This window comes from Inquilinus limosus MP06, assembly GCF_000767795.1.
GTDB lineage: Bacteria > Pseudomonadota > Alphaproteobacteria > DSM-16000 > Inquilinaceae > Inquilinus > Inquilinus limosus_E.
The window spans coordinates 1-13,541 of record NZ_JANX01000008.1 but is presented as its reverse complement, the minus strand read 5'-3'; the positions used below and the strand labels follow the sequence as shown (position 1 = coordinate 13,541).

The following is a 13,541-nucleotide window of genomic DNA, read 5'->3' as shown; positions in this document are numbered from 1 at the left end:
GCCGGCGGCATCCGTCGCGCCGTCCGGGAGCCGGCTCAGGCGACCCGGCTCACCACCCGGCCGATACGGGACAGGTATCGCGGCACGGCCGGCTCGGCGACCGGGGCCGGCTTCGGCACCGTGGCCGCAGCCTCGCCGCGGAACTGCGCCTTCCAGCGGTTGATCGCATCCTCGGGAAGGGCGGGCCGGATCGGCTCCTCGCGCTCCAGCCAGGCGTCGATCCCCGCGACATCGGTACGCTGCAGAACCGGGAGGCCGGTGTCCTTGCCGAGCTCGGTCGCGCGATTGTCGATCGCGAGGATCAGGGCGCGCCGCCCCTTCTGCATCGCCCGGATGCCGCCGTGGAGCCGCGTGCCGACGAAGTCGACATCCTCGTTCTCGAGGAAGCGGTTGTACGCCTCCGTGGTGACGGCCGCGACGGAGATGTCGTCCCAGCCGAACTTGCGGAAATATTCGTAGTCGTTCTGCATTTGGGAAAAGAACGTGACCCGCTTGTACCGGCGCCGCAGCAACTCGACGAAGGCGCGGTCCGCCTCCACATCCGGATGCCAGGCGGACAGCGTGAACACGACCGACGGCGCGCGCCGGGTCGGGATGCCGCGGCAATGCTCCGGGGTCAGGGACCAGGTGGTCATGCACGAGGTCGTGACCGCCTTGAGCCCGACCTTCTCCAGATGGCTGGCCGTGTAGCCGTCGCGGACGGAGTGGATCAGCTCGGGCGACAGCGCCGTCCGCAGCAGAGCCCGCGTCGCCGGCGTCGCCTCCGACATATACTTGTTCCAGCCGGTGCCGAGGCAGACGGTCCGGGTGGAGCCATAGGCGGCGGCAGCCATCTTGTCCAGGCGCCAGAGGCCCAGCGCGGTGATGTTGGAGGACAGCAGGTTCGTCCCGCCGATGAAGCACCAATCCGCCTGCCGGACGTATTTGCGCGTGCGGTCCGACAGGGACTCGTGGCTCGGAACGCGGAGGATGTACGCGTTGGGGAACAGCTCCCAGACGACGCTGTTCACCGCATCCATGATGATCTCGTCACCGAGATTGTCGGTGCAGATCGACGTATCAACGATCGCGATGGTGTCCATCACCCTCTCTCCGCCGTCTGCTGGCTGCCCCGTCGCGCCGCGATCTGGGCATTTCGCAGCGCCGTCTTCGGCATGCATCGGGCCATTTGCCTGGTCCACAGGCGCTTCAGGCGCGTCCAGTATCCCGGATTCTTGACCACCCAGGTCTCGGCCCAGCGATGGACCGCGATCGTGTCCGGGGTCACCACCTCGGGGCTGTATTCCTCCAGCCACGAATACGGATAGAAGAAGCGCCTCGGATAGACCGTCACATCCCGCACATGGATGATCTCGTCCGAATAGCCCTGCAGCCCGTTGTCCCGCAGCACCTTGGTGATCAGGCCCGGACCGGCGAAGGAGCCGATGTTCTTGCCGCCATGGAGCTGCTTGTCGAAGATGTCCCGCAGCGCCGACGGCAGCCAATGCCCGGGCTCGGTCCCGAAGATGGCGCCGTTGACCATCACGTCCGGCCTCTCGTCGCCCCGCTGGAAGCCCAGGAACGCCGTGTTGTCCAGCAGCGGGTCGAGCGGCCGGATCAGGTCCATGTCGGTATCGAGATAGATGCCGCCGAACCGGGTCAGCGCATCCATGCGGGTATAGTCGGAAACGCGATTCCAGGCCCGGACGGAATAGGCCTGCGCGAGATAGCGGCTGCCGAAATTGACGGTGTCGTTGTTCCAGAACCGGAAGTCCCAGTCGGGCATGGCGCTGCGCCACGCCTCGACGCGCTGCCGGTCCTCCTCCGGCAGCGGTCTGGGGCCGACCCAGACATAGTGGATGATCTTCGGTATGGCCATCAGCTAATCCCCCTCAACCCGCTTCGCACGACCGCGGCCCGCCGTTCCCAACGGCCGGTCATGCCGACCTGCGCCTCAGGACACCCATGAACAGCGACGCGATCTCGCTCTCCGGCCCCGTCGGCCTGCCGGCGACCACCCAGAGGCAGATGGTGGAGGCCAGATACGTCAAAACCGCGGCACACGACAGGATCGCGATCTTGCTGACCAGGAACAAGGCGGCCGTGCCCTCCCCGGTCCACCGGTCCAGGGCGCTCACCAGCAGCACCATCGCCACGGTGCTGGCCAGCGCGCGGGCATTGGCCGCCAGCTGCGTCCGGATTGGCAGGTTCAGCAGATGCCGCACCATCGCCATGTTGACCAGCGTGTTGGCCGTTCCGCTGATGCAGCGGGCGACGACGACGCCGGGAACGCCGTAGAAGATCATCCCGACGATGATCAGAGGGATGCGGATCCCGAGATTGACCAGGTCCCGCTTGAAGAGGCTGCGCGTCGCCCCCAGCGCCATCGCCAGAGGCTGCAGCGAGGACGAGAGCGTCTGCACGGCGAAGATCCCGGACAGGAACTGGATGATCAGCACCGCCGGAAGCCATTTTTCCCCCATGGTCAGCAGCACCAGGGGCTTCGCGATCAGCGCGAAGGTGAAGCCGACCGGCAGCGCCACCGCGCAGAGCAGGGTCTGGGCACGCTGATAGGCGCCCCGCAGGCGCTGGATGTCGTCGTTGATGCGCGAAAAGCCGGGGAACAGGGTCTGTGCGAGCGGCGCGGTCGCCTCGCGCGTCGGCAGGACCGCCAGGCTGTCGCCGACGGTATAGTGCCCGAGCGCCGTGCCGCCCAGCACATAGCCGATCGCCAGATGGTCGGTACGCCAGTTGAGGGTATTGACCGCCTGCCCCAGCGACAGCCAGACCGAGAACGACAGCAGCTCGCGCGCACGGCGGAGCTGCAGCTTCGGACGGTACCGCACGAACAGGAAGGACAGCATGACCGCGGAGACCTGCGTCGCGATGATGCCGGCGACGATGGCCCAGTAGTTGCGGAATACGATCGCGACGGCGGCGGCGAAGGCCAGCCCGACGGCTCTCTGCGACACGTTCAGGACGAAGTCCTGCCAGAAGACCAGGTTCCTCTGGAACGTCACCAGCTTCGGGTTGGTCAGGCCGGTCAGCAGCGCGCCTGCGCCGATCACCAGCATGATCGGGCCGAGCCGGGGGTCGGAATAGAACCATGCGATCGGCCACGCCAGGGCCACGATCAGGGCCGCGAGAACGGTCGATCGGGCCAGGTTCAGCGTCCAGGCGCTGTGGAAATGCTCTTCCTCGGGATTCCGGTGCTGGATCAGCGACTGGGAGAGCGACAGCTCCGTCAGCGCGCTCACGACAAACGACACCGTGCTCGCGATCGCGACAATACCGAAATCCGCCGGCGTCAGCAGGCGGGCCAGGAGCAGCGTATTGCTGAAGCTGATGAGGTTGATCAGCGCCCGCGAGGCGGCAACCCAGGCTGCGCCCTTTGCCAGCTTGCCTTTCAACCCTTGCGCAGCCATTTCGCCCCAACTTGGCAATCCATGCCGGTTTCCGCCGGCGGCCGGACGCCCACCTGTCCGGCCCCGCCCGATCGCCGCCTCCCCTAACAGGGGAACGGTGTGTCGGCAAGCCACGATCGGCGGGGGTGAGCTCCATATCATCCGGACATCATGGCGGATTCATGTCCGGTCGCCCCGTCGGGAAGCGGATCATTCCCGCAATAGTCCCGCACCGCCCCGCCGGCCTTTTCCGTCACCCGACAGGCTCGCCGCAGCAGAGCCCCAGATTCGACAAACTCGATTGCTATCAACCGCCGGCCGGCATTTGGCCCGGGCAGGACGAGACTGCCCGCCGGAGCCGGCCGCGCCGCAGCGGCGCTTGCCCGCGTCCAGGAACTATCGCATCGTCCTTTCCCGGCAACGATCGTCTCGGAGCTCCCATGCCCAACTCGTCCGCCCGCCGCCTGATCCGACGCCTCCGCATGGCGGTGCTGCGGCGGACCCTCAGCCAGACGACCAAGGCCGTGGTGAGGGACAAGCTGACCTACCTATCCCCGGCCCGGCTGCATCGCCTGGAAAAAGCCCTGCGGCATGTCCGCAGCCGCCAGATTCCGGGCGATATCGTCGAGTTCGGCATCGCGCTCGGCGGCAGCACCGTCATCCTGGCCAAGGCGGCCGGGGCCGACGGCCGCAGCTTCCACGGCTTCGACGTGTTCGGGATGATCCCGCCCCCGACCTCGGACAAGGACGACGCCCGCGCCAAGGAACGGTACGAGACCATCGCGACGGGCAAGTCGAAGGGCATCGGCGGCGACGAGTATTACGGCTACCGCCAGGATCTCTACGGCGATGTCTGCCGGTCGCTGGCCCGCCACGGGATCGTGGTGGACGGCCGCGCAGTGGCCCTGCACAAGGGGCTGTTCGAGGATACCGTCCCCACCGCGCCGCTGAGGGCGATCAGCCTCGCCCATGTCGACTGCGACTGGTACGACCCGGTGCTGTACTGCCTGACCGCGGTGGCCGACAAGATGAGCCCCGGCGGCATGATCGTGATCGACGACTATCACGACTATTCCGGCTGCAGGACCGCGACCGACGAGTTCATCGCCCGCCGTCCCGATTTCCGCTTCGAGGACGGCGAGAACGTCGTGCTGCGCCGTGTGAGCTGATACGGCCCGCCGGCCGCCGCCCGAAGGAATGGCCCGTCCGGCCGCGACATCGCCACCCGCCCCCTCCTCGACCGAGCCGTCCTGCCCGCACGGCCATTTCCGGATGCCTGATGCCGAACCAGCCGCCCCGACTCTCCGTGGTCATCCCGGCCTACAACGTCGAGAAATACGTCAAGGCGGCTGTCGATTCCGTCGTCGGCCAGTCCTCTCCCGCCGACGAGATCGTGATCGTCGACGACGGCTCGACCGATCGTACCGGGCAGATCGTGGAGGAGCTCTACGGCCAGCTGCCTCATGTCCGCATCATCCACACCCGGAACGGCGGGCTGGGTGCGGCGCGCAATGTCGGGACGGCGGCGGCGACCGGCGACTTCGTCTACTATTTCGATTCGGACGACATCCTCGCCGACGGGTTGTTCGCCGATTTCCGCGCGACGCTGCAGGCCCAGCCGGACCTCGACCTGTTCTGCTTCTCCGCGCGCTCGTTCCTGGACGACGGAAACCATGGCGCCGGCCCCCTCCTCAACCAGTACCGGCAGCGCACCGAGGGCCCGTTCCCGACCGGCGAGGACCTGCTGAACTTCCAGGTCGGCCGCAGGAACTATCTGCCGACCTCATGGCTGTACATCCACCGGCGCACCGTCTCGCAGCAGCACGGCCTCGAATTCCTGCCGATCATCCATGAGGACGAGGAGCATACGCCGCGGCTGTTCGTCAGATGCGGCCGCACCTTCGTGCGCGACAAGGAGTATTTCCTGAGGCGGGTCCGCGCCGATTCGATCATGACCCGCCGCAAGTCGGAGCGGAACATCCACGGCTATTACCGGGCCGTGAAGGCCCTCGAGACGATGCTTCGGACGGACGGCTTCAAGCCCGAGACGTATCAAAGCCTGCGCAAGCTCATCCTCCGGGTGCAGGCCAATGCGATGATCGCGATCCGCGCCGGCGGCCTGACCCTGACCGACCCGGCGCTGCAGCAGTTCCAGGCCGGCGTGCGGCGCGCCGCCATGGGTAACCCGAAGCTGTTTCTGGTGACCTTCTGCTATCCCGGCTTCGTGGCGGCGAAGGCGGTCAGGGACGCGCTCCGGCCGGCAAGACACGCGGGCTGACCCCGGCATGACCGATGCCGCATGCGTTGATCTGCATGAAGTAGAACGGGCCGTGCTTCAGAGGAGCGCCAGACGAATCGGCGCCGGTGAAGTCAACGCCTCACGGCTTCGCCGCGCTCCTGCAATGCGATCTGGCGAAGGCCGGGCTTAGTCGGGCCGGCCATCCGGTTTTCCCTGGCGGCGACCCGTCAGCACCCCTCCGAAATCTGTGAAGAGACCATGACAGGCCGGATTTCCGTCTTGACGCGCGCGGACCACCGTGCGGTCATCCCGGCCATGGATGAGATGCGAAGAGGATTCCTGGCCGGTATCGCCGCAGCGCCTTTCGCGTCGATGCCAGCGGCCTTCGCGGCGGAAGCCGACGCCCCTTCGGACGCGTCGGCCGAGCCGCTCTCCACCGCCCGGTTCGGCGTTCCCGACTCCGCCCTGCAGAAGGCCACCGCCGCGGCGGCCGGGCGGAAGGGCTGGGTGTCGATCGATGGTCCGGTCGACGTGACGGCCGACCTGACCGTCACCACCCCGGTGCAGATCCGGGGCGGCCCGATCCGCGTCGCCGACGGCGCGACCCTGACCTTCAGCGATGCCGTCGTCGCGCCGCCGCGCCGCACCTTTGCGCGGGAGGATGGCTGGCGCGGCAAGATCTCCTTCGCCCAGGGGACCGTGGTCACGCCCTCCTGGTGGGAGAACGGCACGGACGACGATACCGAGGCGGTGCAGGAAGCACTGCGCTACGACCGTGTCCTGTTCACCCGGCGGTACCGCGTCCGGTCGGTCGAGGCCAGCGGGGCCTATCAGACCATCGACATGGCCGATTACGGGCTCTACGGCATCGCCACGGAGGCGACCGACGCCGTCCTGAGCCTGCGCAACTGGCGCGACGGCCGGCTGTACAGGGCCAGCATCGTCTCCGACGGCGCGGCCGAGGCACCGAAATACGCCCTGAACTATGCCTGCGCCCTGCGCGCCACCAGCGACAAGACATCGACCGACAAAACCCAGTACGGCTTCATCTACGGCCTGCGCATCGGCGGGCTGCGCACCGGAGTGGTCTGGGGCAGCCATGCCGGCGAACCGCCCCAGAGCCGCGACACCCAGAGCGAGTTCCATATCTACGACTATCGGCCGCGGGGCGTCCTGAGGCCGTTCGTCGGCAATGCACTCAACGCCTACCTGCAGTTCCACGCACCGATCTTCCAGGCGCAGCGCTTCGAGAGCTCGGCGGCGCTATGGGCCGACGATGACGGCTGGACGCTGCGCAACGAGGCCGGCGTCGTCCACGTCATCGGCGGCAGCCTGCAGCGCGCCATCAAGACCGGCTACAATCTGTATGGCGGCAGCATCGTCATCGAGGGCGCGGATGTCGAGCGCAACTGCCCGGACTATCTGACCGGCAGCGTCGCCTATCACTCCTGCCGGAACGGCTATTACGGCGCGTCGGGCAGCACGCCCTTCGTGGTCGCCCCGGGCGCGAAGGGACGGCTGCTTCTGAACGACACGATCATCCGTCGCCAGGTGAAGCCGCCGACCGCGGATTTCGATGCCGGCAACCTGGTGGATGCCATGAAGGCGCCGGACTACGAGATCGTGTTCCGCGACGCCACCGTCGGCCAGTGGCGGATCGACACGACGTCGGGCTCCGCCTATTTCGTCCGCGGCGGCCGGGTCGTCTTCGGCGATCTCTCGGTGGACAACGAAGGCTCGAAGCAGCGGTCCTACCGCTTCCGGGAAGGCCCGAACCGGATCGTCGCCGCGGACCCGACCGGACGGTCCATGCCGGAGACCGACGACCTGTCCGCCAAGGGCGGCTGGACCAGCCTCGGCAAGGGCCAGGGCGGCGGCTTCCACCAGACCACGGCGGATCTGCCCCCGGCTGTGGACCATGCGATCCGGCTGCATGGCGGAGACGCGGCCGTCGAGATCGAGACCACGGCGCCGATGGCCGTCGAGAGCGGCCGCGACCACGTGGTCGATTTCTGGCTGAAGGACCAGGGCAAGCGCGGCCGCCTGCGGCTGCAGATGCGTTGGCTCGACGCGATGGGGACCGAGATCGGCCGCGACGTGATCGTCAATCAGGACCATGGCCGGCTGACGTCGAACGGGTTCGGCCAATGGCTGCGCTTCCGCGCCGTGGCCCTGACCCCGACCGGCGCCACCGGCGCCAAGCTGTCGCTGGCCGTCGAAGGGGGCGGCGACATGCTGTTCACCGACCTGCGGATGATCTAGCCGACACCGGGCCGGGGCGCCGGAGCCGTGCCCGCCGGGCCGCCGGCACGGCCGGTCGGCCCGGCCATCAGATTGCCTTTTTATCGGCTATAAGATTCATCGGCTATCCGCCTCTCCGGCGTCGTCGCCGCGTCGAACCATCCAAGATCCCAGAGGCGCCGAGATGCCGGCCGTTTCGATCATCATCCCGACCTTCAATCGTGCCGATACGATCGAGGCCTCCATCCGCAGCGTCCTGCAGCAGACCTTTCCGGATTTCGAGCTGATCGTGGTCGACGACGCGTCGACCGACGCAACCGTCGCCGCGGTCTCGGCCATCGAGGATCCGCGACTGACGCTGGTGCGGGCTCCGGTGAATGGCGGCGGCGCCCGCGCGCGGAACCTGGGCCTGGAGCGGGCCACGGCCCCCCTGGTCGCCTTCCAGGACAGCGATGATTTCTGGCTCCCCGACAAGCTGGCGAACCAGATGCGGCGAATGGCCGGCGCCGCCCCCGGCTGCGTCGGCACCTTCTGCAGCTTCATCTATCTGACCGGCACGCGCGCGACGCTGCTGCCGAGGGACACCGAGATTCCGGCGGAGGAGGTCTCCCTCACGCTGTTCCGCCGGAACCTGATCAGCACCCAGACGCTGCTCGCCCGCCGCCCGGATCTCGAGGCCATCGGCGGCTTCGATCCGGAGATGCCCCGCTTCCAGGACTGGGAGCTGTGCATCCGCCTGGCGCGGCGGGGCACCATCCTGCACGACCCCGTCCCCGGGGTCGTGGTCCGGGCGATGCCTAACAGCATCTCGACCCGCTATGAGGCGGGCCTGGACGCCCGCCGGCGGATCATCGCGCTCTGCCAGCGGCTCGACGCGCCGATCGCGGCCCAGGCGGCGCAGCGCTTCGATCTGGGCGCCCGGCTGCTGGCCATCGGGCAGATGCAGGAGGCGGCGACCTGCTTTCGCGAGGCCCGGCGCCTCGGCGGGGGCATGAGGCCGCTGGCCGGCCTGGCGCTGTCGTGGCTGCCGAGCGGGCTGGTCAGGGCGGCCGCCGGCTCGGTCCTGGCGCGGCGCGACGGAGTCCTGCGGTGACCACGCCCGCCGAGATGCGATCCACAGATCGGTATCGAGCCTCGCCATTCCGGCGATTTTTGCGTATATCGCGCGGATCGGCGCCTCTGCGCGCCTGCGGACACAATCGTAGCGAAGGGCGACGCAGTCACGGGCCAAGGTCGGGCCATGGCGGCAGCACCAGGCGACCATGACTCCTTACCGCTCATTCCCTCGGCCCATGTCGAACGTCCGGTTTCGACTGACTCTGCCCGGCTACCTGAACCCGATCCTGATCTTCACCTCAGTATGGTCGATCGCGTTCCTGCTCTATGTCTGGAGAATCAGCTCGGGTCTGATCTTCGATGCCGAGCAGGCGCTGTGGCCCGTCAGCTTCATCATGGGCACCTACCTGCTGCCGGCCCTGGTCATCACCTATCTGGCGAAGAGCATGGGGTTGCGCCCCGAGCTCAGGGAGATCGACCTCGACCGGCTGAAGGCGCGCACCAAGACGCTGTTCATCCTGTGGGCCTGCATCAACCTTGTGCAGACCGCGGTCATGGGCGGGCTCCCGGTGATCTGGCTCATCGTCGGCGGCGGCCCCAGCTATTCGGAATGGGGCATCCGCTCGGTCAACGGCATGGCCTTCGCGCTCGGCCTGGCCCTGGGCATGCTCGGCTACCTTCTCTACGAGTTCACCGGCGAGAAGCGGTGGCTGGCCATCGTCTTCCTCATGATCTTCTGGGGGATCGTCGTCATCTCCCGCAAGTTCTTCGTGGTCGCCATTCTGCAGACCGGCATCCTGTTCCTGATGACCCACAGGGTGTCCACGTCGGTCATGGTCAAGACCGCGCTCAGCCTGCTGGCCCTGGTCTTGCTGTTTGGATATATCGGCGATCTTCGGACCGGCCGCAGCATGATCATGCAGTACGCCTATCTGACCGTGAACTATCCGGACTGGGCCCCCAGCGGCCTGATCTGGGTCTACATGTACCTGACCACCCCGATCAACAATATCGCCAACATATTCTGGCACTTCCCGCCAGAATGGAACTACACATTCGCCAGAACGATCGACAAGCTGTTCCCATCCGTCATCAGAAGTGACATCGCGGACGCGAACAACCTGAAAACGACGTACTGGCTGGTATCGGAAGTCTTCAACGTCTCGACCGCGTATTCCAACGCCTATCTCGACGTCGGCATCACCGGCGTGGCGATCTTCAACTTCATCATCGCCTGGCTGACGGCAGGCCTGTACTATCTCGGCCGGTCGGTCGCGGCGAAGCTGATGTATGTGGTGTTCATGCAGGCCTTGGTGCTGACCGTATTCAATGACAACTTCACAAACCTGAACAACTGCTTCCAGATTGCGTTCATATTCTTCGCTTTTAGAGGCATCGAGCGAACCGTCGCTGGAAGGGCGGCTGTGAAAGAGGGTAACCATGGCGCTTGAACTGAGTCCCGTGACCATGCAGCGAGATCTGCAAACGATGCTGGCGCCACCGCCGCAGCAGGAAGGCCTCGGCGCGGCGCTGTCTCGCGAACGCTGGCTCATCATCGCGTTCATCGCCATCTTCATGGTCCTTGGCGGCATCCTCATCCGCACGCTTCCCCTGACCTACACCTCGTCGATGAGCCTCGCACCGACGGTGGACAGCCCGGGCGGCGGCGGCGGTGCCGCCTCGGCATTGGCGTCGACCCTGGGAATCAACCAGGCCTCGTCCAACGACCAGGAGGTCGTGCTGAAGCTCCTGACCAGCTACGTCGTGGCCGAGCACCTGGTGCGGGAGCGGCCCGACCTGATCCGCGCGCTGTTCCGCGGCCGCTGGTCCGGCACCGAATGGGTCATGCCCTCGGGCTTCAGCGCCCAGCTGAAGGACACCATCAGCCAGATCGTCACCGGCCAGCCCGCGATCACGCAGGCGGAGCCGACGCCCTACGACATCATGAACTCGCTGGCGAAGCGGATCACGATCGATCGGAACCGCGACAGCGATATCGTCCAGGCGAACTTCGAGGACAGCGACCCGGTCTTCGCCCGCGACTTCCTGTCGGCGACCTTCGCCATGGCGCAGGAGATCATCCGCGACCGGCTGGTCCGCGAGTCCACGGCCCGCATGGAATATGCGCGCAAGACACTCGACACGGTGACCATCGCCGAGCACAGGGATCTGCTGATCCGGCTGATGAGCGTCGAGCAGCAGAACCTGATGACGCTGGCCGGGCGGTCCGATCTCGGTTCGCGCATCATCGACCCGCCCTCCATGCCGACGTCGCCGAGCGGCCCGAAGGCCATTGTGATCCTTCTGGCCATGGCCATGCTGGGCGTCCTGTTCGCCATCGTCATCATCGCCTACCGCTTCAAGCGTCGGCAGAAGTCGGAGGCCGCGCGCGCTCTCGCGGCCGCCTGACGGCGGCCCGCGCACCCGGCGGCGCGGCATCGCCACGCCTCCGGCCAAGGCTCGATCACGGGAGCGCCTCGATCACGCCATGATCTTTCTTTAGCAGGAAAGAACCAATTAAGCGTAGAGTTCGAAAAGGCCGTGCGTGGATTCGTTTTCGTATCCTTCCTAGGAATGAATGCGAGTGGCTGGAACCGAGGAATTGCGCGACAATACCGCAACGCACAATGCAAAGAGATGGGCATGACGTCCTTCGACACGGATAAGGCCCTGTCCAGGCCTGGGCCGGGGATTGCCGAGGACCGCGTCGCGCTGGTCATTCCGACTCTCAATGCGGCGAAGCATCTCGACACCCTGCTGCCGGCGCTGCAGGCGCAGTCCTTCCAGCCGGGCACCCTGCTGGTCATCGATTCCAGCTCGACCGACGACACGGTGGATCGCTTCCGCGCCGCCGGCGCCGAGGTGATCGTCATCCCGCGCGCCCAGTTCGACCATGGCGGCACCCGCCAGCGCGCGGTCAATCGCCTGTCGCCGCGGATCGAGGTGGTGGTCTTCCTGACCCAGGACGCGGTGCCGGCCGACAGCGACACCATCGCCCGCATCGTCGACGCCTTCGCCGACCCCGAGCTCGGCGTCGCCTATGGCCGGCAGCTGCCGCATCACGGCGCCGGCGCGATCGAGGCCCATGCCCGGCTGTTCAACTACCCGCCGGACAGCGTCGTGCTGCGCCCGGAGGATGCGGTCGGCGCCGGGATCAAGGCGACCTTCTGCTCCAATTCCTTCGCCGCCTATCGCCGGCGGGCGCTGGAGATGGTCGGCGGCTTCCCGTCCGGCACCATCTTCGGCGAGGACGCCGCGGTAACCGGCCGCATGCTGCCTGCTGTCGGGCTGGGCCAAGGCCTATGTTGCCGAGGCGCGGGTGCACCACTCGCACAGCTACAGCATCGGCGAGGAGTTCCGCCGCTATTTCGATGTCGGCGTGATGCACGCCCGCGCCCCCTGGCTTCTGGAACGCTTCGGCAAGGCCGCGGGCGAAGGCCGGCGCTTCGTGCGGTCGGAGCTGCGGCACCTGGCCCGGCACCAGCCGCTGGCGATCCCGTCGGCGATCCTGCGCAGCGCGGTCAAGCTGGCGGCCTATCATTGCGGCCGCCGCGAGGCCCGCATCCCGCGCCCGCTGAAGCGACGGATCAGCCTGAACCGGCGCTACTGGGCCTGATGTCGGGGCCGGGACGGCCGGCCCCACATCGCATGGTGTGACGGCGGGGGCCCTTCCCGCCCGGCCCGCGATCTGCTTTAGAGGGGCGATGAGCAAGCCAGCCCCCGACCATCCCTCCCGTTCCAACGCGGCGCAGATGGCGTCGCCGTCCTACCGCCTGCCGGAACTCGACCAGGACTTCCTGCTCGGCGATTCCACGCGCGGCGTGCGCCTGATGCTGGAATACGCCAAGGCCGAGGAATCGCTGCGCGCCTGGGGCGTGCGCTCCACCATCGTCGTCTTCGGCAGCGCCCGCGCCAGCGAGGACGGGCCCGGCCGCCACGGCCACTGGTACGCCCAGGCGCGTGAGTTCGGCCGCATCGCCTCCGAGCGCGGCGGCGCCCTGACCGACCATGGCGGTCTGCGCGACAACGTCATCGCCACCGGCGGCGGCCCGGGCATCATGGAGGCGGCGAATCGCGGCGCGGCGGAGGCCGGAGCCCCGACCGTCGGCTACAACATCACCCTGCCGCATGAGCAGGAGCCGAACGCCTATTCCACCCCGGCGCTGACCTTTCGCTTCCACTATTTCGCCATGCGGAAGATGCATCTGGCGATGCGGGCCAACGCGCTGGTGGTGTTCCCGGGCGGCTTCGGCACCTTCGACGAGCTGTTCGAACTCCTGACCCTGCGCCAGACCGGCAAGTCCTCCGCCCTGCCGGTGGTGCTGTTCGATCAGGCCTATTGGCGCGCCGTGATCGGCTTCGACGCGCTGGTCGAGCACGGCATGATCGACGCCCGCGACCTCGAGCTGTTCCGCTTCGCCGACAGCGCCGAGGAGATCTGGTCGATCCTGGCCGAGCAGGGGCTGAACCGGCGGTCGTGACCGCCACCTGCGGCATTTAGCGAAATGTTTGTCCGGATATAGCGACGCTGTAAGATCGCGCCCGACAGGCCGGCAACCGCCCGGCCGGCATGGAACGGGGAACAGGACGATGCGGATCACGAGACGCGGCTGGCTCGGCGC

At 67.3% G+C, this 13,541-nt stretch carries 11 protein-coding genes and 1 pseudogene; 9 read left to right on the top strand and 3 right to left on the bottom strand.

Going from position 1 to position 13,541, the window contains the following annotated elements:
- Window positions 1-35: 35 nt before the first annotated feature.
- Genes P409_RS01940 through P409_RS01930 form a run of 3 tightly spaced genes read right to left on the bottom strand, consistent with a single transcriptional unit; the run spans window position 36 to window position 3,389 of the window.
- Complete coding sequence (locus P409_RS01940) at window positions 36-1,082, bottom strand: polysaccharide pyruvyl transferase family protein (protein ID WP_034831253.1); 1,047 nt, start codon at window positions 1,080-1,082, stop codon at window positions 36-38.
- Window positions 1,082-1,858, bottom strand: coding sequence for a glycosyltransferase (locus tag P409_RS01935; RefSeq protein ID WP_034831251.1), 777 nt, complete (start codon window positions 1,856-1,858; stop codon window positions 1,082-1,084). Before P409_RS01935 ends, P409_RS01940 begins: the two co-directional genes overlap by 1 nt.
- A gap of 58 nt (window positions 1,859-1,916) precedes the next feature.
- Window positions 1,917-3,389, bottom strand: coding sequence for a lipopolysaccharide biosynthesis protein (locus tag P409_RS01930; protein ID WP_161790322.1), 1,473 nt, complete (start codon window positions 3,387-3,389; stop codon window positions 1,917-1,919).
- A 434-nt stretch (window positions 3,390-3,823) separates the two neighbouring features.
- On the opposite strand from P409_RS01930, the gene P409_RS35945 reads away from it, so the two are divergent.
- The 9 genes and pseudogenes from P409_RS35945 to P409_RS01890 all read left to right on the top strand — a co-directional run bounded on the left by P409_RS35945 (window position 3,824) and on the right by P409_RS01890 (window position 13,400).
- Window positions 3,824-4,552, top strand: a complete 729-nt coding sequence (locus P409_RS35945; RefSeq protein ID WP_052119915.1) for a TylF/MycF/NovP-related O-methyltransferase — start codon at window positions 3,824-3,826, stop codon at window positions 4,550-4,552.
- A gap of 110 nt (window positions 4,553-4,662) precedes the next feature.
- Complete coding sequence (locus P409_RS01920; RefSeq protein WP_052119914.1) at window positions 4,663-5,661, top strand: glycosyltransferase; 999 nt, start codon at window positions 4,663-4,665, stop codon at window positions 5,659-5,661.
- Between the two features lie 285 nt (window positions 5,662-5,946).
- Window positions 5,947-7,884, top strand: a complete 1,938-nt coding sequence (locus P409_RS01915) for a hypothetical protein (RefSeq protein ID WP_152613203.1) — start codon at window positions 5,947-5,949, stop codon at window positions 7,882-7,884.
- Window positions 7,885-8,047: 163 nt separating this feature from the next.
- The gene (locus P409_RS01910) at window positions 8,048-8,956 is read left to right on the top strand and encodes a glycosyltransferase family 2 protein (RefSeq protein WP_052119913.1); all 909 of its coding nucleotides are present in this window, start codon (window positions 8,048-8,050) and stop codon (window positions 8,954-8,956) included.
- Window positions 8,957-9,125: 169 nt separating this feature from the next.
- Complete coding sequence (locus P409_RS01905) at window positions 9,126-10,370, top strand: O-antigen polymerase (RefSeq protein ID WP_081991129.1); 1,245 nt, start codon at window positions 9,126-9,128, stop codon at window positions 10,368-10,370.
- Between the two features lie 37 nt (window positions 10,371-10,407).
- On the top strand, window positions 10,408-11,328 hold the full coding sequence (locus P409_RS01900) for a GumC domain-containing protein (protein WP_034831244.1): 921 nt from the start codon (window positions 10,408-10,410) through the stop codon (window positions 11,326-11,328).
- A 165-nt stretch (window positions 11,329-11,493) separates the two neighbouring features.
- Window positions 11,494-12,129: pseudogene (locus tag P409_RS41475) on the top strand (glycosyltransferase family 2 protein); the annotation flags it as partial.
- Window positions 12,130-12,238: 109 nt separating this feature from the next.
- Window positions 12,239-12,535: a hypothetical protein gene (locus P409_RS40525; protein WP_238578575.1), complete on the top strand. Its 297-nt coding sequence runs from the start codon at window positions 12,239-12,241 to the stop codon at window positions 12,533-12,535.
- An 88-nt stretch (window positions 12,536-12,623) separates the two neighbouring features.
- Window positions 12,624-13,400, top strand: coding sequence for an LOG family protein (locus tag P409_RS01890; RefSeq protein WP_034831243.1), 777 nt, complete (start codon window positions 12,624-12,626; stop codon window positions 13,398-13,400).
- Window positions 13,401-13,541: the final 141 nt, after the last annotated feature.